General features: G+C 63.6%; 30 protein-coding genes. 9 read left to right on the top strand and 21 right to left on the bottom strand.

Going from position 1 to position 24,928, the window contains the following annotated elements; all coding sequences use genetic code 11:
* Positions 1-53 precede the first annotated feature (53 nt).
* From ACGYK7_RS03435 to ACGYK7_RS03390, 10 genes are all read right to left on the bottom strand, one after another.
* Positions 54-1,022, bottom strand: coding sequence for an ABC transporter permease (locus ACGYK7_RS03435; RefSeq protein WP_394399029.1), 969 nt, complete (start codon positions 1,020-1,022; stop codon positions 54-56).
* 35 nt (positions 1,023-1,057) lie between these two features.
* Entirely contained in the window at positions 1,058-2,194 is a 1,137-nt protein-coding gene (locus ACGYK7_RS03430) for an ABC transporter permease (protein ID WP_394399027.1), read from the bottom strand.
* A gap of 1 nt (position 2,195) precedes the next feature.
* The gene (locus ACGYK7_RS03425; RefSeq protein ID WP_394399025.1) at positions 2,196-3,797 is read right to left on the bottom strand and encodes an ABC transporter ATP-binding protein; all 1,602 of its coding nucleotides are present in this window, start codon (positions 3,795-3,797) and stop codon (positions 2,196-2,198) included.
* A 136-nt stretch (positions 3,798-3,933) separates the two neighbouring features.
* Complete coding sequence (locus ACGYK7_RS03420) at positions 3,934-4,935, bottom strand: BMP family protein (RefSeq protein WP_394399023.1); 1,002 nt, start codon at positions 4,933-4,935, stop codon at positions 3,934-3,936.
* Positions 4,936-5,042: 107 nt separating this feature from the next.
* On the bottom strand, positions 5,043-5,498 hold the full coding sequence (locus tag ACGYK7_RS03415) for a GNAT family N-acetyltransferase (RefSeq protein WP_394399022.1): 456 nt from the start codon (positions 5,496-5,498) through the stop codon (positions 5,043-5,045).
* Complete coding sequence (gene tsaB, locus ACGYK7_RS03410) at positions 5,495-6,118, bottom strand: tRNA (adenosine(37)-N6)-threonylcarbamoyltransferase complex dimerization subunit type 1 TsaB (RefSeq protein ID WP_394399020.1); 624 nt, start codon at positions 6,116-6,118, stop codon at positions 5,495-5,497. The genes ACGYK7_RS03415 and tsaB overlap by 4 nt, the downstream gene beginning before the upstream one ends.
* The gene (locus ACGYK7_RS03405) at positions 6,111-6,671 is read right to left on the bottom strand and encodes a NifU family protein (RefSeq protein WP_067261530.1); all 561 of its coding nucleotides are present in this window, start codon (positions 6,669-6,671) and stop codon (positions 6,111-6,113) included. The genes tsaB and ACGYK7_RS03405 overlap by 8 nt, the downstream gene beginning before the upstream one ends.
* A 113-nt stretch (positions 6,672-6,784) precedes the next feature.
* Positions 6,785-7,243 carry a universal stress protein gene (locus tag ACGYK7_RS03400; protein ID WP_040700546.1) on the bottom strand — a complete coding sequence of 153 codons (459 nt, stop codon included), beginning with the start codon at positions 7,241-7,243 and terminating at the stop codon, positions 6,785-6,787.
* 97 nt (positions 7,244-7,340) lie between these two features.
* A complete protein-coding gene (locus ACGYK7_RS03395; RefSeq protein ID WP_394399018.1) occupies positions 7,341-8,219 on the bottom strand; it encodes a branched-chain amino acid aminotransferase in 879 nt (292 codons plus the stop codon).
* A 10-nt stretch (positions 8,220-8,229) separates the two neighbouring features.
* Entirely contained in the window at positions 8,230-8,460 is a 231-nt protein-coding gene (locus tag ACGYK7_RS03390; RefSeq protein ID WP_067261534.1) for a hypothetical protein, read from the bottom strand.
* A gap of 132 nt (positions 8,461-8,592) precedes the next feature.
* Here ACGYK7_RS03390 and ACGYK7_RS03385 point away from each other — a divergent pair, with 132 nt between their 5' ends.
* Both ACGYK7_RS03385 and ACGYK7_RS03380 read left to right on the top strand, forming a co-directional pair.
* Entirely contained in the window at positions 8,593-9,318 is a 726-nt protein-coding gene (locus ACGYK7_RS03385; RefSeq protein WP_394399016.1) for a M48 family metallopeptidase, read from the top strand.
* A gap of 4 nt (positions 9,319-9,322) precedes the next feature.
* Complete coding sequence (locus ACGYK7_RS03380; protein WP_394399014.1) at positions 9,323-9,679, top strand: YigZ family protein; 357 nt, start codon at positions 9,323-9,325, stop codon at positions 9,677-9,679.
* On the opposite strand, the gene ACGYK7_RS03375 is transcribed toward ACGYK7_RS03380, so the two are convergent.
* From ACGYK7_RS03375 to ACGYK7_RS03365, 3 genes are all read right to left on the bottom strand, one after another.
* Entirely contained in the window at positions 9,676-10,296 is a 621-nt protein-coding gene (locus ACGYK7_RS03375; RefSeq protein WP_394399012.1) for a hemolysin III family protein, read from the bottom strand. The two genes, ACGYK7_RS03380 and ACGYK7_RS03375, sit on opposite strands and share 4 nt — an antisense overlap.
* Positions 10,297-10,365: 69 nt before the next feature.
* Complete coding sequence (locus tag ACGYK7_RS03370; RefSeq protein WP_394399010.1) at positions 10,366-10,749, bottom strand: hypothetical protein; 384 nt, start codon at positions 10,747-10,749, stop codon at positions 10,366-10,368.
* A 138-nt stretch (positions 10,750-10,887) separates the two neighbouring features.
* Positions 10,888-11,778 (bottom strand): LysR family transcriptional regulator, encoded by an 891-nt coding sequence (locus ACGYK7_RS03365; RefSeq protein WP_394399008.1) that lies wholly within the window; start codon positions 11,776-11,778, stop codon positions 10,888-10,890.
* Between the two features lie 95 nt (positions 11,779-11,873).
* Here ACGYK7_RS03365 and ACGYK7_RS03360 point away from each other — a divergent pair, with 95 nt between their 5' ends.
* Positions 11,874-12,368: a lactoylglutathione lyase family protein gene (locus ACGYK7_RS03360; protein ID WP_394399006.1), complete on the top strand. Its 495-nt coding sequence runs from the start codon at positions 11,874-11,876 to the stop codon at positions 12,366-12,368.
* A gap of 18 nt (positions 12,369-12,386) precedes the next feature.
* Here ACGYK7_RS03360 and rimO read toward each other — a convergent pair whose 3' ends face one another.
* Positions 12,387-13,760, bottom strand: a complete 1,374-nt coding sequence (gene rimO, locus ACGYK7_RS03355; RefSeq protein ID WP_394399004.1) for a 30S ribosomal protein S12 methylthiotransferase RimO — start codon at positions 13,758-13,760, stop codon at positions 12,387-12,389.
* Between the two features lie 62 nt (positions 13,761-13,822).
* Here rimO and ACGYK7_RS03350 point away from each other — a divergent pair, with 62 nt between their 5' ends.
* The 6 genes from ACGYK7_RS03350 (at position 13,823) to ACGYK7_RS03325 (ending at position 19,138) form a co-directional block, all read left to right on the top strand.
* Positions 13,823-15,760, top strand: coding sequence for an AsmA family protein (locus ACGYK7_RS03350; protein ID WP_394399002.1), 1,938 nt, complete (start codon positions 13,823-13,825; stop codon positions 15,758-15,760).
* A 95-nt stretch (positions 15,761-15,855) separates the two neighbouring features.
* Entirely contained in the window at positions 15,856-17,088 is a 1,233-nt protein-coding gene (gene trpB / locus ACGYK7_RS03345; RefSeq protein WP_394399000.1) for a tryptophan synthase subunit beta, read from the top strand.
* Positions 17,089-17,524: 436 nt separating this feature from the next.
* Positions 17,525-17,773 carry a tryptophan synthase subunit beta gene (locus ACGYK7_RS03340; protein ID WP_394398998.1) on the top strand — a complete coding sequence of 83 codons (249 nt, stop codon included), beginning with the start codon at positions 17,525-17,527 and terminating at the stop codon, positions 17,771-17,773.
* Positions 17,774-17,827: 54 nt separating this feature from the next.
* Complete coding sequence (locus ACGYK7_RS03335) at positions 17,828-18,094, top strand: tryptophan synthase subunit beta (protein ID WP_394398996.1); 267 nt, start codon at positions 17,828-17,830, stop codon at positions 18,092-18,094.
* Positions 18,095-18,133: 39 nt separating this feature from the next.
* Positions 18,134-18,400 (top strand): tryptophan synthase subunit beta, encoded by a 267-nt coding sequence (locus ACGYK7_RS03330; RefSeq protein WP_394398994.1) that lies wholly within the window; start codon positions 18,134-18,136, stop codon positions 18,398-18,400.
* 204 nt (positions 18,401-18,604) lie between these two features.
* Positions 18,605-19,138 (top strand): LuxR C-terminal-related transcriptional regulator, encoded by a 534-nt coding sequence (locus ACGYK7_RS03325; RefSeq protein WP_209217422.1) that lies wholly within the window; start codon positions 18,605-18,607, stop codon positions 19,136-19,138.
* Between the two features lie 15 nt (positions 19,139-19,153).
* Here the strand turns inward: ACGYK7_RS03325 and ACGYK7_RS03320 are convergent, their stop codons facing one another.
* From ACGYK7_RS03320 to ACGYK7_RS03290, 7 genes are all read right to left on the bottom strand, one after another.
* Complete coding sequence (locus ACGYK7_RS03320; protein WP_394398992.1) at positions 19,154-19,732, bottom strand: DUF4893 domain-containing protein; 579 nt, start codon at positions 19,730-19,732, stop codon at positions 19,154-19,156.
* 2 nt (positions 19,733-19,734) lie between these two features.
* A complete protein-coding gene (locus ACGYK7_RS03315) occupies positions 19,735-20,118 on the bottom strand; it encodes a DUF2237 family protein (protein WP_394398990.1) in 384 nt (127 codons plus the stop codon).
* A 24-nt stretch (positions 20,119-20,142) separates the two neighbouring features.
* Positions 20,143-21,309 (bottom strand): serine hydrolase domain-containing protein, encoded by a 1,167-nt coding sequence (locus tag ACGYK7_RS03310; protein WP_394398988.1) that lies wholly within the window; start codon positions 21,307-21,309, stop codon positions 20,143-20,145.
* Between the two features lie 105 nt (positions 21,310-21,414).
* Entirely contained in the window at positions 21,415-22,113 is a 699-nt protein-coding gene (gene pth / locus ACGYK7_RS03305; protein WP_394398986.1) for an aminoacyl-tRNA hydrolase, read from the bottom strand.
* A gap of 178 nt (positions 22,114-22,291) precedes the next feature.
* Positions 22,292-22,945 carry a 50S ribosomal protein L25/general stress protein Ctc gene (locus ACGYK7_RS03300; RefSeq protein WP_394398984.1) on the bottom strand — a complete coding sequence of 218 codons (654 nt, stop codon included), beginning with the start codon at positions 22,943-22,945 and terminating at the stop codon, positions 22,292-22,294.
* Between the two features lie 113 nt (positions 22,946-23,058).
* Complete coding sequence (locus ACGYK7_RS03295) at positions 23,059-23,679, bottom strand: hypothetical protein (RefSeq protein WP_394398982.1); 621 nt, start codon at positions 23,677-23,679, stop codon at positions 23,059-23,061.
* Positions 23,673-24,863 carry an L-lactate dehydrogenase gene (locus ACGYK7_RS03290; RefSeq protein WP_394398980.1) on the bottom strand — a complete coding sequence of 397 codons (1,191 nt, stop codon included), beginning with the start codon at positions 24,861-24,863 and terminating at the stop codon, positions 23,673-23,675. The genes ACGYK7_RS03295 and ACGYK7_RS03290 overlap by 7 nt, the downstream gene beginning before the upstream one ends.
* Between the last annotated feature and the right edge of the window lie 65 nt (positions 24,864-24,928).

Here is a 24,928-nt window from a genome sequence, read left to right as displayed (position 1 = left end):
CTTTGAAAGGTCGCGCCGATCCGGCCCTCGGGTGCAAGGGCCGGAAGGAAGTGTCAGCGTTCTTTCACATAGGGCTCGCCACCCGCGCGCGGCGGGATCGCTTTCCCGACGAAACCGGCGAGGATCACCACGGTCATCAGGTAGGGCAGGGCGCCCAGAAGCTGGCCCTGCACCTTGATGCCGATGACCGACTGGATCACGTCAGGCCGGGTTTCCAGCGCCCCGAAAAGGCCGAAGAGCAGCGTGGCCCAAAGCGCGTACCAAGGCCGCCACTTGGCGAAGATGAGTGCCGCCAGCGCGATGAAGCCGCGGCCCGCGGACATGTCCTTGACGAAACCCGCTTGTAGCGCGGTGCTGAGATAGGCGCCCGCCACGCCGCAGAGCAGCCCCGCGATGGCCACGGCGGCATAGCGCAAACCCACGACCGAGACACCGGCGGTGTCGACGGCGGCGGGGTTCTCGCCCACGGCGCGCAGGCGCAGGCCGAAGCGGGTGCGGAACAGGATCCACCATGTCATCGGCACCGCGAGGAAGGCGGCATAGACGAGGATCGAATGGCCGGAGATCAGCTCTTCGTAGAGCGGGCCGATGACCGGCACGCTCTCCATCTCCTCGGCGAAGGGCAGGGTGATCGGCTCGAACCGCGCGCCGCCGAAGAGCGAGGGCGTGCGGCCCCCTTGGGCGAACCAGTCCTGCGCGATCAGCACGGTCATGCCCGCGGCGAGGAAGTTGATCGCCACGCCGGAGATCAGTTGGTTGCCACGGAAGGTGATCGAGGCAAGGCCATGCACGGCGCTGAGCGCCAGCGAGGAGGCGATGCCCGCCGCCAGACCGATCCAGACCGAGCCGGTGATCGACGCCAGCGCCGCCGAGAAGAAGGCCGCAGCCAGCATCTTGCCCTCGAGCCCGATGTCGAAGACGCCCGCGCGTTCGGAGAAAAGACCGGCAAGACAGGCCAGAAGCAGCGGCGTGGCAAGCCGCACGGTGCTGTCGAGCAATTGGATGAGCGTGATATAGTCCATAGGTCAGACCCGCTTTCTCAGGGGGGTGTTCTGGGTCATTCGGCGCCCTCCGACTGGGCGCTGCGCGGGCCGGGTTTCGGCGGGCCGGGGCGGCGGAACATCAGGAAGAGGCGTTCCAGCGGCATCCGCACCATGTTGTCGAGCGCGCCGGTGAAGAGGATCACGAGCGCCTGGATCACGACGATCAGCTCGCGCGGGATCGAGGTCCAGAGCGCCAGTTCCGCGCCGCCCTGGTAAAGGAAGCCGAACAACAGGGCGGCAAAGAAGACGCCCACGGGATGCGAGCGGCCCATCAGCGCCACGGCGATGCCGATGAAGCCCGCGCCCTCGGTCGCGTTCAGTACCAGACGTTCGCTTTCGCCCATGACGTTGTTGATCGCCATCAGCCCCGCCAGCGCGCCCGAGATGATCATGGTGATCATGGTGATGCGCACGGGCGAAATGCCAGCGTATCGCGCCGCCGGCTGCGAATGGCCGTAGGCGCGGATTTCATAGCCCAGACGGGTGCGCCAGATCAGCATCCAGATCGCCACGCAGGCCGCGACAGCTACCAGCAGCGAGACGTTGGCGGGTGCGGATTTGGAGAAGGCGATGCCAAGCGGGGCAAGGAGTTCGTGCAAGGTCGGCAGATGCACGGCCTCGGGGAAGCGGGCGCTGGCCGGGTCCATGCTGCCGGGCGGGCGCATGACGTTGACCAGAACGTAGTTCAAAAGCGCCGCGGCGATGAAGTTGAACATGATCGTGGTGATCACGACGTGCGAGCCGCGCTTGGCCTGTAGCCAGCCCGGGATCGCCGCCCAGACCGCGCCCAGAAGGCCGGCCATGACCCCACAGCCGATCAACGCCAGCGTCCAATGCGGCCAGGGAATGTAGAGCGCGGCCAGCGCCACGCCCAAGCCCCCCAGCATCGCCTGACCCTCACCGCCGATGTTAAAGAGCCGCGCGTGAAAGGCCACGGCGACGGCAAGGCCGGTGAAGATGAAGTTGGTGGCATAATACAGCGTGTAGCCCCAGCCATAGGTCGAGCCGAGTGCACCCTTGACCATGAGGTTCACCGCCGCGACCGGGTCTTCGCCGATCGACAGGATCACCAGCGCCGAGAGCACGGCGGCCAGCAGCAGGGAAATCAGCGGCACGAGGATCACCTCGGCCCATTTCGGCATCACGTCCATCTCAGACCTCCTTGCGCGCGTCGCCGCCCGCCCGGGCGAGATTGGCCTCGACCTCGGCCACGCTGTGTTCGTTCTCGGTATCGGTGATCCCGGCCATCAGCAGCCCAAGCTCCTTTTCGTCGGTCTGGTCGGCGGCACGTTCGCCCATGATCTGCCCGTCGAACATCACCGCGATGCGGTCCGACAGGGCGAGGATTTCTTCAAGCTCGACCGAGACCAGCAGGATCGCCTTTCCCTGATCGCGCAGGGCGGTGATCTGCTCGTGGATGAATTCGATGGCGCCGATGTCGACGCCGCGGGTGGGCTGGCCGATCAGCAGCAGGTCGGGGTTGCGCTCGATCTCGCGGGCCAGAACGATCTTCTGCTGGTTGCCGCCCGAGAAGTTCTTGGCCGCCAGCGTCGGATCGGGCGGGCGCACGTCGAAACGGGCCATCTTGTCTTCGGCGTCGGCGCGGATTGCGGCGTGGTCCATCAGCATGCCGCTGTTGAAGCGGTCGTCGTGGTGGTAGCCGAAGACGTTGTTCTCCCAAGCCTGAAAATCCATGATCAGACCCTCGCGCTGGCGGTCTTCGGGCACATGGGCGACGCCGCGGGCGCGGCGCGACTGGCCGTCGCTTTTCTTGCCCGACAGGTCCAGCGGGGTGCCGTTGAGCGTGACGTTGCCCGTACCGTCGGCATAGCCGCCCAGCACCTCCAAAAGTTCCGACTGGCCGTTGCCCGCGACGCCCGCAAGGCCCAGCACTTCGCCCGCGCGGATCTGCAGGTCGATCCCGCGCAGCCGCTCGACGCCCTTGTCGTCGACGACCCGCAGGTCCTTGATGTCGAGGATCACCTCGCCCGGGGTGGCGGGCTCTTTGTTGACGCGCAAGAGCACCTTGCGCCCGACCATCAGCTCGGCCAGTTCCTGCGGCGAGGTCTCGGCGGTTTTCACGGTGGCGGTCATCTGGCCGCGGCGCATGACCGACACGGTGTCGGTGATCTCCATGATCTCGCGCAGTTTGTGGGTGATCAGGATGATGGTCTTGCCCTCAGAGCGCAGACGCCCGAGGATGCGGAACAGCTGGTCGGCCTCGGCGGGGGTCAGCACGCCGGTGGGCTCATCGAGGATGAGGATGTCGGCCTGCCGGTAGAGCGCTTTCAGGATCTCCACGCGCTGCTGCATGCCCACGCCGATGTCTTGGATCAGCGCGTCGGGGTCGACGTTCAGGCCGTAGTCCTTCGACAGTTCGATCAGCGTCTTGCGCGCCTTCGACAGCGAGGGCTTCAAGAGGCGGCCATCCTCGGCCCCGAGGATGATGTTTTCCAGAACGGTGAAGTTTTCGACCAGCTTGAAGTGCTGGAACACCATGCCGATGCCGGCGGCGATTGCGGCCTGGCTGTCGGGGATGTCGGTCTTCTTGCCACCGATGAAGATCTCGCCCGCGTCGGCCTTGTAGAAGCCATAGAGGATCGACATCAGCGTCGATTTGCCGGCGCCGTTCTCGCCGATGATGCCGTGGATCGTGCCCGGCATGACGCGGATCGAGATATCCTTGTTGGCCTGTACCGGGCCGAAGGCCTTGGAAATGCCCTTGAGTTCGATCGCGGGGGCGGTATCGGTCATGTCAAAAGGTCCTGCGGGCATGGCAGCCCTTGGTCTGGCGTTGGTCCATCTCAGCCCCGGTCACGCTGTGGGGTTTTAAAAGGGGCCGCGCCGATGATCGGCGCGGCCCCGGGGGTCGATTGTGGATAAATCGGGCTCAGAAGTCCAGTGCCGGGCAGCTGTCGTTCTCATAGTAGGAAACCACTTTGATCTCGCCGTCGATGATCTTCTGGCGCGCTTCGTCGACAGCGGCCTTCATCTCTTCGGTGACAAGCTCTTGGTTATGTTCGTCGATGGCAACGCCGACACCTTCTTCGGCCAAGCCGAGGGTCACGACTTCGCCGACTTCAAGGTCTTCGCCCGCCATCATCGCGTCATAGACGGCGACATCGACGCGTTTCAGCATGGAAGTCAGAACCTTGCCCGGGTGCAGGTGGTTCTGGTTGCTGTCCACGCCGATCGACAGGATGCCCTCGTCGGCAGCGGTTTGCAGCACGCCCACGCCGGTGCCGCCCGCCGCGGCATAGACCACGTCAGCGCCTTGGTTGATCTGCGCCTTGGTAATCTCGGAGCCTTTCACCGGGTCGTTCCACGCGGCGGGGGTCGTGCCGGTCATGTTGGCGATGACGGTGGCGTCGGGGTTCGTCGCCTTGACGCCTTGGGCATAGCCGCAGCCGAAGTGACGGATGAGCGGCACGTCCATGCCACCGACGAAGCCCACGGTGTTGCTCTCGGAGGCCATCGCCGCCATCACGCCGACGAGGTAAGACCCCTCATGTTCGGCAAAGCTGACCTGACGCACGTTGGGCAGGTCAAGCCAGTTTACGTCGATCACGGCGAACTTGGTGTCGGGGTAGTCGGGTGCGACGGTCGCCAGCGGATCGGCCATGGCGAAACCCATGGTGATGATCGGGTTGGCACCGGATTCGGCAAAGCGGCGCAGAGCCTGCTCACGCTGCGCTTCGGACTGCATTTCGATCTCGGCGAATTTGCCGCCGGTTTCTTCGGCCCAGCGGGAGGCACCGTTGAAGGCCGCTTCGTTGAAGCTCTTGTCGAACTTACCGCCGAGGTCGAAGATCAGCGCCGGTTCGGCTGCCGCCGCGCCGGCGGTGAGCGCGAGGCCCGCAGCAGCGCCGAGGAATTTCGTCATGAGGGTCATTTGGTGTCTCCCGGGTTGTGGTGTCGGGCGGTCAATCAGATGCTGCCGCCACGGCGTTTGTGGATCATGTGATCAGGTATAATCTAGGGCGCAGGCGGGGGGTAGGGTCAACCGCTTTTTGAGGGCAAGCCGCCCGGATCGCCAGCGTGACCATGGGTCAAGATGCGTTGCAGGATGCAGGCATCCACGGGCGGGGCGCCGCTGCGCGCGTAATAGGCACGGCGGGTGGCGATTTGGGCAAAGCCTTGATCCGCATAGAGCGCGCGGGCGGGCAGATTGTCGGCGGCGACTTCGAGAAAGGCGCTTTCACAGTCGGCGGGCAGGGCGGCCAGCCAGTCGCGCAGCAGCGCCCGGCCCAGCCCCCGGCGCTGCTGCGCAGGGTCCACGGCAAGGGTCAGCAATTCGGATTCGCCCGCGATGGTGCGGGTCAGGGCAAAGCCGCCGGGGCGGGTGAAAAGGCGCACGAAGGGGCTGTCGAGCAGGCTTGCGAACTCCGCCTCTTGCCACGGCCTGTCTTGGGTGAAAGCCGCAGCGTGGAGCGCGGCGAGAGCCGCCGGTGTCACGGCAGCAGCACCGGGGCGGCGTCGCGGGCGGGGGCGGCATCGGCGGGGCGCAGGTAAAGCGGCGCAGGCCGGGGCGGATTGCTGGCAAAACGGCGCGCGGCAATGCGGGCGATGGCTTCGGCGACGGGCATCGCAGGCGGCTCTCCGCCCGCGCCAATCAGCGGGCCGGTGAAGGCCGGGAGGGCTGTGGCATCATAGAGCACGGGCGTGGAAATGGCCGGGTTGTCAAAGCCTTGCAGAAATACCTGATCGCGGCGGGCATCCACCGCACAGCCGCAGGGGCCGTCATGGCCTTCGCGCAGCGCGTCGAAAGCATCGACGCCGACTGCCGGAATGCCAAGGCCAAGCGCCAGCCCCCGCGCGGCGGAGACGGCGATGCGGATGCCGGTGAAATTCCCCGGCCCCACGCCGACGCCAAGCGCGGTAAGGTCGGCATAGGCGAGCCCAGCCTCGCTCAGCAATTCCGCGCAAAGGACCATGATCCGCTCGGCCTGACCCTTGGTCATCGGCTCGGTGCGGGAGGCCAAGATCCGGTCGCCCGACAGCAAAGCGGCCGCGCAATGCGCGGCCGATGTGTCGAAGGCCAGAATCAGCGGCCCGCTTGCGCCATGCTCAGGCAACCGGGCGCACCTCTGTCACCTCGGGGATGTAGTGGCGCAACAGGTTCTCGATGCCCATTTTCAATGTCAGGGTCGAGGAGGGGCAGCCCGCGCAGGCGCCCTGCATATGCAGGTAGACAACGCCCCGTTCAAAGCCGTGGAAGGTGATGTCGCCACCATCCTGAGCCACGGCGGGACGCACGCGGCTGTCCAGCAACTCTTTGATCTGGCCGACGATCTCACCATCTTCGCCGTCATGAGCGGCATGGCCGGAGGTGGGCTGGTGGTCGGAGGCCATGACCGGCTCACCGGACTGGAAATGCTCCATAATGGCGCCCAGCAGGGCGGGTTTCACATGGTCCCATTCCACCGCGTCTTGCTTGGTCACGGTGACGAAATCGGTGCCGAAGAACACGCCGGTCACGCCCTCGACCGCGAAAAGCCGTTGGGCCAGTGGCGACGTCGCCCCGGCTTCGGGGGAGGGGAAATCGGCGGTGCCCATCTCCAGCACGGTCTGACCCGGCAGGAACTTGAGCGTTGCGGGGTTCGGAGTGGATTCGGTCTGGATGAACATGGGGTGTACCTCGCTTTCGGCGTGGCTACTGATATGCGCCTGCGCGGGCGGCAAGTCAAGGTTTAGAACCGTTCTAAATTGCGGCGCCGATCAATGGGCGGGCGCCAGAGCGCTTAGGTGATCGCTTCAAGCCGTTCTTTGCTCAGATCGCCGGGCACGATGGTGATCGGGACGGGCAGGGCACCGGCGGAGCGCGACAATTGCGTGACGAGCGGGCCGGGGCCTTTCTTGCGGTCGCCGCTGGCGCCGAGCACCAGAACGCCGATGTCGGGGTCGTCAGAAAGTTGCTGAATGATCTCATCCGTGGGTTCGCCCTCGCGGATGATTAACTCGGGATCGACGCCCTGTTTGTCGCGCATCCATTTGGCGAAGACTTCGAAATGCACCTCGATCCGTTCGCGGGCCTCTTCGCGCATCAGGTCGCCGACGCCGATCCAATGGTTGAACTCTTCGGGCGGGATCACCGACAGAACGGCCACGCCGCCCCCCGTGCGCGCCGCGCGCAGGGCGGCGAAACGCATGGCATTCAAACATTCGGTGCTATCGTCCAACACCACTAGGAATTTCCGCATCAAACCCTCTCTCCGCACCTCCTCCCGGTGCGGTGCGATCATGGCGCGGGCGGGCGGCGCTGGCAATCGCTTTCACGCGCCGCTGCCGCCCGGGCCTTCAGCCGCGCTGACTTGCGGCCCAGTCCCAATACATTTCGCGCACCCGGCGCGTGACCGGGTTCTGGTTGTCCCCAGTGCCATATTGCGTATCGTCAAAGGCGCTGACAGGCGTGACTTTCATCATATTGCCCGACAGGAAAACCTCATCGGCGGCATGGAAGTCGTCAAAGCTGAGGACGGTCTCATGCACCTTCATCCCCGCCTCGCGTATGTTCGACATATGCCGCGCACGGGTGATCCCGGCAAGGAAGGTGCCATTGGGAATGGGGGTGAAAACTTCGCCATCCTTGACCATGAAGACATTGGCGCTGGCGCTTTCGGCGACATTGCCCATGGCATCGGCGACCAGTGCGTTGCCAAACCCCTTGGACCGCGCCTCGACCATCATCCGGGCGTTGTTGGGGTAGAGACAGCCCGCCTTGGCGTTTACGACGTTATCCTCCAGCACCGGGCGGCGGAAGCGGGTGCGGGTGAGGGTGGTCGCGGCCTCGGGCGGGGCCATGGGGATGGCCTCTAGGCTGATGGCAAAGCCGGTGGCACCTTCGCGCGGCACGATGCCCAGCTCGTCGCCTGCCAGCGCCCAATACATGGGGCGGATATAGACCGCCTGATCGCGCGAATAGCTCTTCAGCCCCTCGCGGCACATCTCGACCATCTCGTCGGTCTCGACCGTGGGGGTGATCATCAGCGCCCGGGCCGAGCGGTTGATCCGCGCGCAATGCGCCTCAAGGTCCGGGGCGAGCCCGTCGAACAGCCGCGCCCCGTCGAAAACGGTGGTGCCCAGCCATGCCCCGTGGTCGGCGGCTTTGATGGTGGGCAGATCGCCGTCATGCCATGCGCCGTTGAAATAGGTCTTGATGTCTGTGCCGGTGGCCATGTGACGATCCTCAGGAATTGCTTCGGTAGATGCCCTCGGGCAGGTTCAGTGCCGCCGTCAGATCGCTCAGCTGCGCGGGGGACAGGGTGATCTTGGCCACACGGTCGGTTCGGGCGTCCCATTGCTCGATCGTGATCTGCCCCGCGAAGGCAGAGACGGTGACGTCCTCGCGCAGGGGGGCGTCGGATTCGTCGATCAGGGTGATGACGGTGGCGTCGAATTCATGCTCGATGGTAAACATGAGGGCACATTAGGGGTTGTGGGGCCAAGCGCAAGACCGCCGTTGCGGCGTCAAAGCTCCGTGAACGGGGGTGGCGGCGGCAGGGCGGCGTGATAGACAGGGGGCTCAAGCAAACCCGAGCGAGGAACAGCCGTGAAATTGTTGAATGCCCTTGGCGCATTTGCCGTCATCGCCCTGCTTTCGGCCTGTGAGGTGGCACCGATCCAAACAGGCCCGATCCCGGTCGACAGGCCACAGACCACGGGGCAGGCAGGCCCACGGCTGAGCGCGAGTGCGGCGGCGCGGAGCTTTGTTCAGGTGGTCCGCACGCTTGAACCCGTGGCCGAACGGGAGTGTCGGAACCGGACCACGGGGATGAACTGCGATTTCAATATCGTGGTGGATGACCGCCCCGGCCAACCGGCCAACGCCTTCCAAACGCTTGACAAAAATGGCCGCCCCATCGTGGCATTCACGCTGGCGCTGATCGCTGACGCCCGCAACGAAGACGAGCTTGCCTTTGTGCTGGGCCATGAGACTGCGCATCACATCGCGGGCCATATTGAACGCCAACAGCAGAATGCCATGGCAGGGGCGGTGATCTTTGCCGGTATCGCCACGCTGAGCGGGGGCGATGCGACTGCCGTGCGCACGGCGCAGGAGTTGGGCGCAGAGGTCGGCGCGCGCCGGTATTCCAAGGATTTCGAGCTTGAGGCCGACGCTTTGGGCACGATCATCACCGCACGGGCGGGCTATAATCCGCTGCGCGGGGCCGAGTTCTTTACCCGTATCCCCGATCCCGGCGACCGTTTCCTTGGCACGCATCCGCCCAACAGTTCGCGCATTGATATCGTGCGGCGCACCATGGCGGGGCTGTGACGGCTTGCGCAAACTGGGGCAGGTGCTGAACGACCGCGGGTCGAAATACGCGGTGTCGGGCTGCCCCGCGCGGAACCGGGCCGAGGTCGATGCCGCGTTGAAAGACCTCAAACGCGACAAATCCTATGCCAAGGCCACGCATAACACTTGGGCGGTGCTGCTCTCGGATGGGGGCGCGCTTAAGGGGGACGATGGCGAATCCGGCGCGGGCATGGTGATCGTGCGGATGTTGGAGCGCGAGGGGCTGACCGATCATCTGATCGTCGTCACCCGCTGGTACGGGGGCAAACATCTGGGCGGCGACCGGTTTCGCCATGTGCAGACCTGCGTGCGGGCCTATCTGGATGAGGTCGCAGGCTAAAGGCTGAGCGCGATGGCGGCAAAGAAACAGGCCGTGGCGACCAGCACAAAGACATGCCAGATCGCGTTTTGATAGCGCATACCGGGATGGGCATAGACCAAGGTGCCCGCGGAATAGGTCAGCCCGCCCGCGGCCACCAGCGCCAGCGCCGCCCCCGGCAGGTTGTGCCACATCGGGTAGATCAACAGGACCGAGAGCCAGCCCATACCGAGGTAGAGCGCGAGTGATCCGCGCGCATCGGTGCGCCAGAACCAGAGCTTGGCCACCGCGCCGATCACCGCCAGCGCCCAGACCACGCCAAGGATGCCATAGGCAAAGCCCGAACCGATCACCATCACCAGCGGCGTATAGGTGCCCGCAATCTTGAAATAGATCGCCGCATGATCGACCCGGCCCAGAAAGGCGCGGCTGCGGTCGAAGGGCAGCAGGTGATAGACGGCAGAGGCGGTGAAAGAGGCAAGGATGCAGCCCGCGTAGATCGCGGTGGCGGTCAATTGCCCCTCTTGCCCGGCGGCGTGGAGCATCAAAAGGATGCTGGCGGGAATGGCGAAGCCAAGGCTCAGCACATGCACGGTGCCGTCGGCCAAAGTCTCAGCGATGGAGGTCGGATAGCCCATGGCAGAAAGGTAGCAGCGAAATCGCCCTCTGCCATGGGTGACGAAAGGTAAAGCGCAGAGCCCGGTGGATCAGCGCGGTTTATTGCCGTCGATCCAGCGCGACATCAGGGTCTTGTCGCGAAAACACTCCTGCGGGACATCGCGGCGTTTCAACCGCGCAATGCGTTCAGCAAAGGCGACCTGTTTGGCGGAAGGATAGGCGGCAAAGGGCCCCTCAAGCGTCTGCGGTTTATGGGCGTCGATCCATTCCGAGACCGCCGCGCGATCCGCTTCGATCCCTTTGGGAAGCTCTTCGCCCGTTCGCTTGGCGAGGGACCGGGCGTATTGCATCTGCTTTTCGGTCGCGGGCATGCGGCGGTCGGCCTGTTTGGGTTGCGCGCTGTCGCTGCCACGGGGCGGGCGGCCTTGCTGCTCAAGGTCGAAGATGCCGGGAAACTGAGGTTGAAAAGACATGTGGTCATTCCTCTGCTACTGCGTTCTACATATAGAACAGAAAGGGAACATGTTCAAGTCTCTCCGTAATCTCGCCCTTCCTTGGTAATATATCTAGTAGCGGGGGTGTTTTGTTCCGCAATATCTGTGATGCGTTTGCTATCGTAGCTGTTCCGCCGCCTCTGAGATCAGGTCCGCCGTCTTTACCATCCGCGCGGGCAAGAGCCGTCCGCGCCGCGAGGCGAGCCAAAGGTCATGCCAGCGCCGCTTGGGCAGAGGCAGCAGCCTGAGCCGGTCCTTGGCGGCAAAGGTTTCGACCCCGCTGCGCGGCAAAAGCGTATAGCCCACGCCCCGCGCCACTGCTGCCGGGATCTGGCCGATCTGGTTCACATAGCCGCGCAGGCGCATCCGGTCGGCCCCCGGATAGCTATCGGGGAAATTTAGCTGGAGCAGATCGTCGGCATAGGCAAAACCATCGGGATGGGCGATGAAGCCGCGGCTTTCGAGATCGGCAAAACTTTCTATCTGTTCCAAGGCATTAACCGGCAGCACAAGGCAAAGTTCCTCGCGCCCCAGATGCCGCGCCTCGAGCCTTGCATGGGCCGGGTCATCGGCCAGCACGCCCAGATCGAAGCGGCCATCGAGCAGCCCGGCGCGGATCGTGGCTTGGGGTGCGGCTTCGAGGTGGAGGGAAAGGTCGGGCGCTTGGGCCATCCACGCCAGCAGCAGCGGCTGGAGCAGCATGGCGAAACTGCCGGAGCAGGCGATATGCACCACGCCCCGGTCGGGCAGGTCCGTCGCGATACGTTCGCGCAGGCGCTGCTCTTCTCGGCGGCGGGCAAGGCCGATTTCGAACAGCGCTTCGCCCGCCGGGGTCAGGGTGAAACTTTTGCCCTCGCGCGCGATCAGCGGCTGGCCCAACTGGTCCTCGAGCTTGCGCAGGTGCTGCGACACCCCCGGCTGGGTCATGTTGAGCCGCTGCGCTGTGCGGGTGAAATGGCCAGTCTCGCAAAGGGTGGTGAAGGTCTCAAGCCAAGTGGCGTTCAGCATGGCAAACGGTTTGTTATGATTTCGATGAGGTTTGATAATTTCACATATGGGGTGCGCCTGTCTATCTGAACCTCGACGCAAACAGGAGACCGCATATGACCACCCCCCGTACCTTTTCCCACATCGGCCTATCCGTGCCGGACCTCGACGCCGCCGTGAAATTCTATTCCGAAGTGCTCGGCTTCTATGTCGTGATGCAGCCCACAGAAGCGGTGGAAGAAGACACCGCCATCGGCGTCATGTGCACCGATGTCTTCGGCCCCGGCTGGGGATCGCTGCGCATTGCCCATCTGGCGACAGCGGATGGCATCGGGATCGAAATCTTCGAATTCCCCGGCAACTACGCCCCCGCTGAAAAGCTGGAGCACAAGCGCCACGGCACTTTCCACTTCGCCATTCAAGACCCCGATGTCGAAGGTCTGCTGGAGCGGATCATCGCGGCGGGCGGCAAGCAGCGGATGCCGGTGCGGGAGTATTTCCCGGGCGAGAAACCCTACCGCATGGTCTATGTCGAAGACCCCTTCGGCATCGTCTTCGAGCTTTACAGCCACAGCTATGAGTTGACCTATTCGGCGGGCGCTTACGCCTGATACCAGCCCTTGGGGGCGTCAGGTGATCTGACGTCCCCAAAGGTCATATTCGCCGGCCTCTTCGACTTCGACAGTGACGATGTCGCCGATTTTGAGGTTCTGAAAATCCTCGTCGATGAAAAGGTTGCCGTCGATCTCGGGCGCGTCGGATTTGGTGCGGCAGGTGGCGGCGTCTTCGTCGATCTCATCCACGATCACGTCGAGGTGTTTGCCGACCTTGGCGGCGAGCTTGGCCTCTGAAATCGCCTGCGCCTTTTCCATGAAACGCTCCCAACGGTCCTGTTTAATCTCGGGCGCCACATGATCCGGCAGCGCGTTCGACCGCGCGCCTTCGACGTTTTCGTATTGGAAGCATCCGACCCGGTCGAGCTGCGCCTCGTCGAGCCAATCGAGCAGGGTCTGGAACTCCGCCTCGGTCTCACCCGGGTAGCCGACGATGAAGGTCGAGCGCAGGGTAATGTCGGGGCAGATGTCGCGCCAGGCGGCGATCTCGTCCAGCGTCTTCGACGCCGCTGCGGGGCGGGCCATGCGTTTCAGCACGTCCGGATGCGCGTGTTGGAAGGGGATGTCGAGATAGGGCAGCACCAGACCCTCGGCCATCAGCGGGATCAGCTTGCGCACATGCGGGTAGGGGTAGACGTAGTGCAGCCGCACCCATGCACTGAGCGAGCCAAGATCACGGGCCAGATCGGTGATATGGGCACGGTGGCCGCGGTCTTCGGCATGTTTGATGTCGACCCCGTAGGCGGAGGTGTCTTGGCTGATGACCAAGAGTTCCCTCACGCCGTTGTCGACCAGCCGCTCGGCCTCGCGCAGCACCGCATGGGCGGGGCGGCTCTGCAGACGGCCCCGCATGTCGGGGATGATGCAGAACTTGCACTTGTGGTTACAGCCCTCGGAAATCTTGAGGTAGCTGTAGTGCCGCGGGGTGAGCGAGACCTGCTGCGCGGGCAGAAGGTCGATGAAAGGATCAGGCGCGGGCGGCACCGCGCCATGCACCGCGTCGAGCACCTGTTCGTATTGATGCGGGCCCGTGACGGCGAGGATGCGGGGGTGATGTTCGCGGATGTAATCCGGCTCGGCCCCCAGACAGCCGGTGACGATCACCTTGCCGTTTTCGGTCAGCGCCTCGCCGATGGCGTCGAGGCTTTCGGCCTTGGCGCTGTCGAGAAACCCGCAGGTGTTCACAATCACCGCATCGGCGCCCGCGTAATCGGGCGAAACGCCATAGCCCTCGGCGCGAAGCCGGGTCAGGATGCGTTCGGAATCGACCAATGCCTTGGGACAGCCGAGGCTGACCATGCCGATGGTCGGCTGGCCGGGGCGGGCGGGATCGCTGATCTTCGCCTGCGGGGCGAGGTCGGGGCGCAGATTGGGTGGGTTTGTGCTCATGGCTTGCGCTATAAGGCAAGCGGATGAGCGGGGAAAGAGCCGCCGGGCAGGAGGAGAGAGCCATGAGATGGATTATACGGGTCATCGGCGCGCTGTTGCTGATCGTCGTGATCATGCTGGGGGCGTTGTTCCTGCTGCCCGCAGAGCGGATCGCACGGATCGCCAGCGATCAACTCAGCCGGATGACCGGGCGCGAAGTGTCGATCACCGGGGATGTGGGCGTGACGCTCTGGCCGGTGCTGGGGGTGACCGCGGGCGGGCTTGAGGTTGGCAATGCCGATTGGACCGACAAGGGCGCGCTGCTGACGGCGGCCAATGCGGCGATCGGGGTGGATGCGGGCGCGCTTTTGCGCGGTGAGATACGCATCACCAATATCGCGGCGCAAAGCCCGGTGATCCGGTTGGAGCAGCGTCTTGATGGGCGCGCAAGCTGGCAGTTCACCGACAGTGCCAGCGGCGCGCGGATCGAGACCGAGAGCGCGCCGAGCGCCAGCCGCCGCCCGCTGAGTATTCAGAAGCTGACGGTGACCGATGCCAAGCTGATCTATGACGCCGAAGGGGCGGACTTGCTGCGTTATGATGGTGTCGATCTGGCGCTGGACTGGCCCGAGCGGGGCGGGGCGGCGAAGATCACCGCCAGCATGGCGCCAGCGGGCGAGCCGGTTAAGCTTGCCGCGCGGATTGAAGGTTTTGCGGATTTTCTGGAGGGCCGCGTGCAGCCGCTGCAGGCGGAGCTTGCGACGGGCGGAGGCGAAGCGTCATTCGACGGGCGCGGATCGCTCAATGGTGCGCTGGCGGGGGATATCCGGATCGACAGCCCCGATACGGCGCGCTTTCTGGCGTCGCTCGGCACGGGTGCTGTCGCGCTGCCGCGCGGTTTGGGTCGGTCGGTCGATCTGCGCTCTGAGCTGACCCTGACGGCGGATCGGCGTCTGTCGCTGCGCAATCTCGCGGTGGATTTTGGCGGCAACAGCCTGACCGGGCAGGCCGATCTGGCCCTGAACGGCACGCCCCGGATCACCGCGAACCTGCGCACCGGGGCGCTGGACCTCTCGGCCCTGTCCGAGGAAGCGGCAGAGACGGACGGCAGCGGCAACCCGGGCGCGGCGGAAACGGAGGGCTGGTCACGGCAAGAGATCAACGCCGATTGGCTCGCGGCTTTTGACGGGAACATCGCCCTGAGCGCGGAAAGCATCAATCTGGGGCAGCTCGACCTAGGCCCCACCCGCGCTGTGCTGCGCAATGAGCGTTCGCGGATGGTCTTTGATCTGAGGGACATGAACGCCTATGGCGGCAAGGTCGCGGGGGAGTTCGTGATGAACAACCGCGGTGGCCTGTCGGTGGGCGGCAGGCTGCAAGCGCAGAACGTGCAGATGCGCGACCTGCTGGAGGATACCGCCGGGGTGACGCGCTTTACCGGGGCGGGCGATGCGGACCTGTCGTTCCTCGGGGTGGGGCAGTCGATCGACGCGATCATGCGCTCGCTCAGCGGCTCCGGCGCGCTGTCCATGGGGCGCGGCACGATTGCGGGGATCGACTTGGACGCGCTGCTTGGCTCCGTCGATGCCGAAGGTGGCAGTACTGTATTTGATTCCGTGGAAGCGACATTCGACATCGCCAAGGGCGTCTTGCGCAACGACGATCTGCTGATGCTGCTGCCGAATTTCAACGCGACGGGGGCAGGGCAGGTCGATCTGGGGGCGCAGACGCTCGACTATACGGTCACGCCTAAGGCGCTGCGCGTCAATGCGTCGCGCGGGGGGCTGGCGGTGCCGGTTCGGATCAGGGGGCCATGGGCGGACCCTGAGATCAAGGCCGACCTGCGTGCCGCGATCGACCTGAACTTTGCCGAAGAAAAGCAGCGGGCCGAGGATGTCCTGCGCCAGAAGATACAGGAAGAATTGAACATCGCGCCCGACGACACCCGCTCGACCGAGGATATCGTGAAGGATGAGTTGGAGAATGCGGTCAGACGCGAGTTGTTCAAACTGTTCGACTAGCCGCCTCACGCCGCCCGCCGCCGCCTGCCGAAACTCATGGTGGCGCAGGCGGGCGGGCTGCGGTAAGGCTGACGCGACATTCTAGGAGAGGCGCAATGGCCAACGATCTTTTCAACAGCTTCATGACCGGCCCCGACGAACAGGGTCGTTTCGGCGATTTCGGCGGGCGCTTTGTCTCGGAAACGCTGATGCCGCTCATTCTTGAGCTTGAAGAGCAATATGAGAAGGCCAAGACCGACGACAGTTTCTGGGCCGAGATGCACGACCTCTGGACTCATTACGTTGGTCGCCCCAGCCCGCTTTATCACGCCGAACGGCTGACCGAGCATCTGGGCGGCGCCAAGGTCTATATGAAGCGCGACGAGTTGAACCACACCGGCGCGCATAAGATCAACAACGTGCTGGGGCAGATCATCCTCGCCCGCCGGATGGGCAAGAAACGCATCATCGCCGAGACCGGCGCGGGCCAGCACGGCGTCGCCACCGCGACGGTTTGCGCCAAGTTCGGCCTGAAATGCGTGGTCTATATGGGCGCGCATGATGTTGAGCGTCAGGCTCCCAACGTCTTCCGCATGCGCCTGCTGGGCGCCGAGGTGGTGCCGGTGACCTCCGGTCGCGGCACGCTGAAGGACGCGATGAACGACGCGCTGCGCGATTGGGTGACCAATGTGCGCGACACTTTCTATTGCATCGGCACCGTGGCCGGGCCGCACCCCTATCCGGCGATGGTCCGCGATTTTCAGGCGATCATCGGCAAAGAGGTGCGCGAGCAGATGGAGGCGGCCGAGGGCCGTCTGCCCGATACGGTGATCGCCGCCATCGGCGGGGGGTCGAACGCCATGGGGCTGTTCTACCCCTTCCTTGACGACAAATCGGTGAACATCATCGGGGTCGAGGCCGGCGGCAAGGGCGTGGACGAAAAGATGGAGCATTGCGCCTCGCTCACCGGTGGGCGTCCGGGCGTGCTGCATGGCAACCGCACCTATCTGTTGCAAGACGACGACGGGCAGATCCTCGAAGGTTATTCGATCTCTGCCGGGCTCGACTATCCCGGCATCGGGCCAGAGCACTCTTGGCTGCACGACATTGGCCGGGCGCAATATGTCTCGATCACCGACCGCGAGGCGCTGGAGGCGTTCCAACTGTGCTGCGCGCTCGAAGGGATCATCCCGGCGCTGGAGCCGAGCCATGCGCTGGCCCATGTGCTGAAGATCGCGCCGGAACTGCCGAAGGACCACCTGCTGGTGATGAACATGTGTGGCCGGGGCGACAAGGACATCTTCACCGTCGCCCGGGCATTGGACTTCGATATGGGTGAATTCGCCTAAATCCCCGATCCGAATCCGAGCCAAGTTTGACGGGTCCGCGTGAAAACGCGGGCCCGTTTTTATATGCGGCGCTGCGCGGTAGGTGATTTGCACATAAACTTTGGGCAGGGGGCGAAGTTCTTTGCCGAAAAAGCGCGAAAAAACTTTCACAGCGCGAAAAGACCGGCTAGCCTTTGGTTGCAGCCCGCGCGCCCGCCCGCGAAACACCGTTTCGCCCTTACAGGCTTGACGCTAAGGCAATCCACCCCCGTTTTTGGCACCCGATCGGCACCGTAAACCAAAGTTTATGGTGCTCTTACAGGGGTTTAGATCGGACGATTTAAACCCGGGGCAGATAGCCAATCCCCCCTCGAATGCCCTTTTCCCTGTCATCCCAACGACACCGCGTCACCGATGAGTGGCTCGAAACCCAACCCGGGACTGAAAGGAACACGATATGAAAAACGCATTCGCAACCGCCGCACTGATCCTTGCCACAGCAGGCACCGCCGCTTTCGCGCAGGGCATGGAAGGCCAGCAAGTCGGCTATTCCGCAGATAACGCAGAGGCCGCCTATTCGACACGCAACGTCACTTCCGACGCTCTGAGCTTTGACGACCTGCGCGCCGAGACACCTGCCGAGGCAACAGCAACCGTCTTCGTCACCACGCAAGACGCACAGAAAGATGGCCGTTTCGTCCGCTAATCGCGGGCCACGGCTCCTCCCCCCCCCTAACTTTCTCCCCGAAAGGCTAAAACGATGAAAAAAACACTCGCAACAACCGCACTGATCCTCGCCACCGCAGGCACCGCTGCTTTCGCTCAGGGCATGGAAGGCCAGCGCATCGGCTACAACGACAAGACCGACAACGGCGTTTCCTACTCCAGCCGCAGCGAAGCCGTGGATGAAACCAAGCTGGAAATCTTCAAAGACGGTATCCTGCGCGCCGAAGACCTCTCGGACGTGACCATCACCGTCTTCCCGACCGCGCAGAGCGACGCGTCGGTCAACCGTTTCCCGCGCTGATCACTGCGCGACCCTGACTTTCCCCCGAAAGGACACGACATGAAAAAGACACTCGCAACCACCGCCCTGATCCTTGCCACCGCAGGCTCCGCCGTTTTCGCACAGGGTATGGAAGGCCAGAAAATCGGCTATAACGACAAAGCTGACGCAGGCGTTTCCTACTCCAGCCGCAACGACGCGGTCGACAATGTGAAGCTGGACATCTTCAACAGCGGCACCTTCCGCGCAGAGGATACATCTGATGTGACCGTCACTGTTTTCCCCGCCGCGCAAGACGCCGACAAGGTGAACCGTTTCCCGCGCTAAGACCGGCCTAATGCCTGCTAAGGCATTGCGATAAAACAGTCTTCCGGCCAGCTGATTAACCCTGAAACTGGCCTTAAGGAAATGCACTCGCCCCCCCGGGGCGGGTGCCAAATCACTAAGGGTTGATCAAGGCGCATGCCCGCCATCCCTTGCACTTCGGTGAGCCGCGGTTAAATACGGCGGATACCAAGGCAAGGCTTCACCATGAATAATAAGAAAAAGATCGCACTGTGGGTTATCGCCGCTCTACAGTTCAATGCCACTGTCTATTTCGTGCTTGTTTTCGCACTGGAGGGGCGCGGCGTGACGCTTTTCGGCACCCCGCTGGCTGACATTGGACCGAACAAGGGCATTCAGGTTTTGGGTCTGATTCTCGGGGTCGTTCTGGGCTGGATGGCGCTGCGGATGAGCCTCCAGCGCGCCGAGCGGGCAGAGACGGCGCTGCGTCATTGTACGGTGGAATTCGCCGATGTGCTCGAAGAACACTTTCGCGAATGGCACCTCACCCCGGCCGAGCGGGATGTGGCGATTTTCCTGACCAAGGGTTTGAATACACGCGATATTGCGGAAATGCGCGGCACGTCCGAAGGGACCGTCAAGGCGCAGACCAATGCGATTTACCGCAAGGCGGGCGTGACCGGGCGGACCCAGCTTCTCAGCACCTTTATCGAAGACTTGATGGACGATTCCCTGATGCCGCGTCCCAAGTCGAAACTGCATCTCTGCCACGCGGCCTAAAGGCGGCGTGGCGCCTCAGCGCGTCAGTTCCAAAATATCGAAATCGCTTTCCACTGCCGGTGACGGGAAGAGCAGCCGTGCGCGGGTGGGGCTGACCCGCTGGAACACGGCCACGTCGCTTTGCACCTTGCCGCCAGAGGTGAAATCGGCGGGCAGATCCGCATAATCGGGCGGCGTTTCGCCCCGGACATAGCCCACCCCGGCATAGATCGCGCGCCCGTCGCGCAGAGTGATCTCGCCCTTCGTAAGCTGCGAACCGGTGAGTTTTTCAAAGGTGAAACCGCGATCGCTGGCGGTAAAGCGGCATTTGAACGGCGAATAGGCCACAAGCGGGCTGATCCCGCCCAGCTTGATCGTTCGGCACGACCAATCGCCCTGCAAATCGGCGAAGAATGCAACCTGAGGTTTGCCGGAAAGCGCACGGGTCAGCGCCGCCACATCCCCGGCGTCGCCGCCGTTCAGCGCTTGCATCATGGCATCGCCAAAGGCGGAATCGAAACCATCAAGCCGAGCGCTATCGGCGGGGCGGAGCGTGGTTTCCGCCCAAGCGGTGACGGGCAGAAGCAGCAGGAGGGGCAAGAGACGCAGGCGCATGATTAATCCTCACTCGGGAAGATGGCATGGGCGCGCAGCACTTCTAGCGGCACGATATCGAGCGCGCGCAAATGCGTGGCGGACAGATGCACCCGCGGGGCGCAGCCCTCATCCGCGGCTTGCAGGAACCGCGCGGCACAAAGGCACCATGCGTCGCCCGGCTTCAGCCCGGCAAATCCGAACTCGGGGCGCGGGGTGCTGAGGTCATTGCCGACATATTTCGAATAGGCCAGAAATTCTGCCGTCATCACCGCGCAGACCGTATGGCTGCCCTGATCCTGCGCGCAGGTGTTGCAATGGCCATCGCGGAAAAAGCCCGTGACCGGATCGGTCCCGCAGATGGCAAGGGGCTGGTTCAGAACGTTGATGCTGTCGTCCGGGGTCATGGCTTCCTTTCTGTCTCAGCTTTCCTAGTCGAGTGAGGCCGCGATCTGGCGGAAAATCTCGATGTTTTGTTCCGCCACCCCGGCCTCACGGAATTTGCGATCGGCGGCATTGGTGGCGATGACCACATCACGGGCGCTGTCGACATAGATGTACTGCCCATAGATGCCGCGCGCCATATATTCCCCCTCAGGCGCGCCTTGCGGGATCCACCATTGGTAGCCGTAACCGATGCGTCCCTCGGCGGTGGGGGCGGTGGGGCTGGTCGATTCCTTCACCCAGTCTTCGGGCACGATTTGCTGGCCGTTCCACTGCCCGCCTTGGGCGAACATCTGGCCGAAACGGGCATAGTCGCGCGTGGTCATGTTCAGCCCGCCGAGCACGAAGGCGGTGCCGGAGCCATCGACGATGTAATAGGGCGCATGTTCCAGCCCCAAGGGCGCGATGACCTTCTCGCTGAGCAACTCCGGGACGCTGCGCCCGGTGGCGCCCCGCACCACCATGCCGATCACATGGGTGTCGATCGACACATATTGCCACTGGCTGCCCGGCGCGGTGAAGGTCTCGGACAATTCGGCGGTGAAATCGTCGAGCTTGCCGCCAAGTGCCACCACCCGGCCCATGCGATTGATATCTGAATCGTAGTCCAGATAATCTTCGTCAAAGGTGACGCCGCTGGCCATATGCAGCACGTTGCGCAGGCTGGCCCCGTCATAGGCGCTGCCCTTCAGGCTGGGGGCATATTTGATCACCGGATCGTCGAGGGATGCGATCTGGCCCTCCTCCAGCAGGATGCCCACGAGCGCCGAGAGATAGCTTTTCGCCACGGACCAACTGATGCGGCGGTCTTCGGGGCCGGTGCCTTCGAAGTAGTTCTCATAGACGATGGCGCCGTCTTTCAGCACCACCAACGCGGTCACGTCACGGGCCGCGATCCAGTCGTCGACCGCTTCGGGCAGTTCGGTTTCGGGGCCATAGGGAAGCTCGGTCGTCAGCCCGTTCCCGCGTGGGACGGGGGCGGAGAGGAAAGCGCCGTCCATATGGCTGAAGTTGTGCACGATCTTCTCTTCGGAGAAGAGAGAGTTCACCGCCAGGAGCCGCTCGATCTCTTCCCGCTTCCAAAGTCCGATGACGATGGCCGCCAACAAAAGCGCCAGCAAGACCCGGCCCAGCCATTTTCCGAATGCACGCATGATATCCCCCCTGTTGGCCCGCAGTGAACCACGGCGCGGGGGCGGGGGCCAGCCCGACATTGCGTCAGGAGGGGCGTCAGGGGGGGGTGCGTCGGGCGGAAAGCGTCAGCGGAAGCGGTCCATCAGCTTTTGCAGCGGCGATTGGGGCTCTGCCTCCGGTTCGGGCTTGCTGGGGGCGGGCTTCGACTGGGCTTCGGTGGGTTTCTTTGGCCCCTTGCTGCCGGTGCCCGAGCGGGGCGGGGCCACGCGCAGCGCCACGGCATTCATGAACCGCCCGGTGTCGCCCCGCGCAAGATCCGCCGCTCCGTCAGAGACGCCGCGCAGCACATCATCCAGCCAGCCCTCGTCAGCCTTGGGGAAGTCGCGCAGCACATAGCCCGCCACCGCGTCCTTATGGCCGGGGTGGCCGATGCCCATGCGCACGCGGTCATAGTCCGCCCCGATATGCGCGTGGATCGAACGCAGCCCGTTGTGGCCTGCATGGCCGCCGCCGGTCTTGCATTTGACCTTACCGGGGGCGAGGTCCAATTCATCGTGAAAGACGATCACATCGGCGGGGTCGATCTTGTAGAACTTCATCGCCGCCTGCACCGATTGGCCGGAGTTGTTCATGAAGGTTTCCGGCTTGAGCAGCACCGCCCGGTCAGAGCCGAAACGCCCCTCACTGACGCTGCCTTGAAACTTGCCCTTCCACGGGGAAAACCCGTGGTCATCGGCAATGCGGTCCAGCGCCATGAAGCCGATGTTATGGCGGTTGCGGGCATATTTGCCGCCCGGGTTGCCGAGGCCGACGATCAGTTTCATGGGGCATCTCCTGTGGTTGGACGCAGTCTAACAACTGGGGCGGGGGAGTGAAATGGCGCGCGGGGGCTGGAATCTTTGAAAAATTCCGGGGGCGATTTCTTCAAAAGAAATCGGGGCCCCAACGCAAAACGGGGCCGCGTGATGCGACCCCGTTTCAGCACGGCCTTGCGGCGCGCTATCATTCACCGTCGGGCGGGCCCATTTCGGTTGTCGGCACTTCGTCCGCTGCCGTGTCGTCATCTTCGTCTTCCGACGCGGCCAGACCAGCAGGTGCAGAGATCGTGGCGACGACGAAGTCGCGGTCGATCGTGGGTTTCACACCTTCGGGCAGGTCGACGCGGCTGATGGTCGCGCTGTCGCCGATTTCGAGGCCGGTGACGTCGACGGTCACATGCTCGGGGATGTCCGCGGCGGTGACGACCAGTTCAACTTCCGGACGGACCAGAGTGAGCACGCCACCCTTTTTCAGGCCGGGGCATTCTTCTTCGCCTTTGACTTCGACGTTGATGAACAGGTTGATCTTGGTGGTCCGCTTGAGGCGCATCAGGTCGATGTGCGTCGGCAGATCCTTGACAACGTGGCGCTGAACGTCGCGGCAGATCACACGAACGTCGTCGTGGCCTTCAACCTTGAGGTTGAACAGGGTCGCTTTGAAGCGGCCTGCGCGCAGCTTGGTCAGCAGTTTGTTGAAAGGGATGTTGATCGGCAACGGCTCTTTGTCGCCACCAAACACGATACCCGGAACCATGCCATTGCGGCGTGCCTGACGAGCGGCGCCCTTGCCTGTCCCCGTGCGTTCCAAGGCTTCAAGATCAGGAATCTCTCCGGCCATTTTACTCTCCAAATTTGTTAGGGCGGGAATCCTCCAAGGCTGTATTCCCGCGTGAAGCCGCGCGTATAGACCGGTTTTGCCCGGCTGGAAAGGGCAAAAGGGCGGGGGCGGCGCTATTCCTGCGGCGTGCGCAGATAGCCATCCGCCGCCATGAGCCGGTCATAGAGGGCGAACTCCTTGGCGCGTGCGGCGCGCAGGCGGGATTCGATCTCATGCGACAGGGGCGCGGGCCGATCGGGAGAGACGTTCTTGGGCTTTAGCTTGATCTCTCGCCCCAGTCTTTCCGCCAGAAAATCGCGAAAAGCCGGTTGGCGTTCATAGGCGAAGAGGTGCTCGACCAGCAGGTCGCCATGGTCGGAGGTCAGAAAGGAAAACTGGCTGCCGATCTGCGCACGGGGCGGCGGCGCGTCGGAGATGACTTCGAGCGCGAAGTCCTCGAAACTGAGCCCCTTGGTGCTGAGCGGTTTGCCATCCAGCCGGGGTTGGCTGCGGTAGCGATACCAGCTTCGGATTTGCTCGACAGGGTTGCGCATCACCGCCACGGCCTCGGGAGAGGCCGAGAAGGTCTCCTGCAAAAAAGGCAGGACGCGCCGCCGATAACGCAGGGCGATTACATGTTTGCGCCCCCGCGAAAAGATAATCTCGGCCTCGGGTTTCAGCGCCATTTCGACAGCGGTGGTCCCGGTTTTCGGCGTGGCGAGAAAGGTAAGGTTGCGGCTGAGAAAGATCAGCATGTGCCCGGATCGCGCGGACGTTCCTGCCAGTCACCGCCGAAGTTGCGCGGGATCAGCAGGTTGTGCCGCCCGAGATTGGCAATTTGCGTCTCTCCGCAGAGCGCCATGGTCAGGTCCAGCTCGCGGTGGATCACCTCCAGCGCGCGGGTCACGCCCGGCTGGCCCATCGCGCCCAGCCCATAGATGAAGGCGCGCCCGATGTAGGTGCCCTTGGCCCCCATCGCCATGGCTTTGAGCACGTCCTGACCCGAGCGGATACCGCCATCGAGATGCACTTCGATCTGATCGCCCACCGCGTCGAGGATCTCTGGCAACATGCGGATCGAGCTTAGCGCCCCATCGAGCTGCCGCCCGCCGTGGTTGCTTACGATGATCGCATCGGCCCCGACTTTCAGCGCCATGCGCGCATCCTCGGCATCCAGAATGCCCTTGAGAATGACCTTGCCGCCCCATTGCTCTTTGATCTTGGCGATCTTGTCCCAATCAAGCGAGGGGTCGAACTGTTCCGCCGTCCAAGCGCCAAGGTCGGCGTTGTCGGTGACCCCATGCACATGGCCCACGATATTGCCGAAATGCCGCCGTTTCGCGCCCAGCATCTCGCGTCCCCAGCCCCATTTGGTGGCGAGGTTGGCGAGTGTTTTGACCGTCAGTTTGGGCGGGGCGGAAAGGCCGTTTTTCAGGTCTTTGTGGCGCTGTCCGAGGATTTGCAGATCGAGCGTGATGACGAGGGCCGAGCAGTTCGCGTCTTTCGCGCGCTGGATCAGGCGGCTGACATAGTCCTGATCGCGCATGGTATAGAGTTGAAACCAAAAGGGTTTCGTCGTCGCCTCTGCCACGTCTTCGATGGAGTTGATGGACATGGTCGAGAGGGTGAAGGGCACGCCAAAGGCTTCGGCTGCGCGCGCGGCTTTGATTTCCCCGTCGGCGCATTGCATCCCCGTCAGGCCCACTGGGGCGAGGGCCACCGGCATGGCCACATCCTCGCCGATCATCTGCGTCGCGGTGCTGCGCCCCGACATATCCACGGCGACCCTCTGGCGCAGACGGATTTGGTCAAAATCGCTGCAATTCTCGCGGAAGGTCTGCTCGGTCCAGCTGCCCGATTCCGCGTAGTCATAGAACATCTGGGGGACGCGGCGTTTGTAGATGCGTTTGAGATCGTCAATGTTGGTGATGACGGGCATGGGCCACCTGTGCTGAATGGGTTAACTTTTGGTAGCAACTGGTGGGGGGCTTGGCAATTGGGAAG

The organism is Sulfitobacter sp. 1A15299 (genome assembly GCF_043556915.1).
Classification (GTDB): domain Bacteria; phylum Pseudomonadota; class Alphaproteobacteria; order Rhodobacterales; family Rhodobacteraceae; genus Sulfitobacter.
This window is presented reverse-complemented; position numbering and strand designations above follow the sequence as displayed.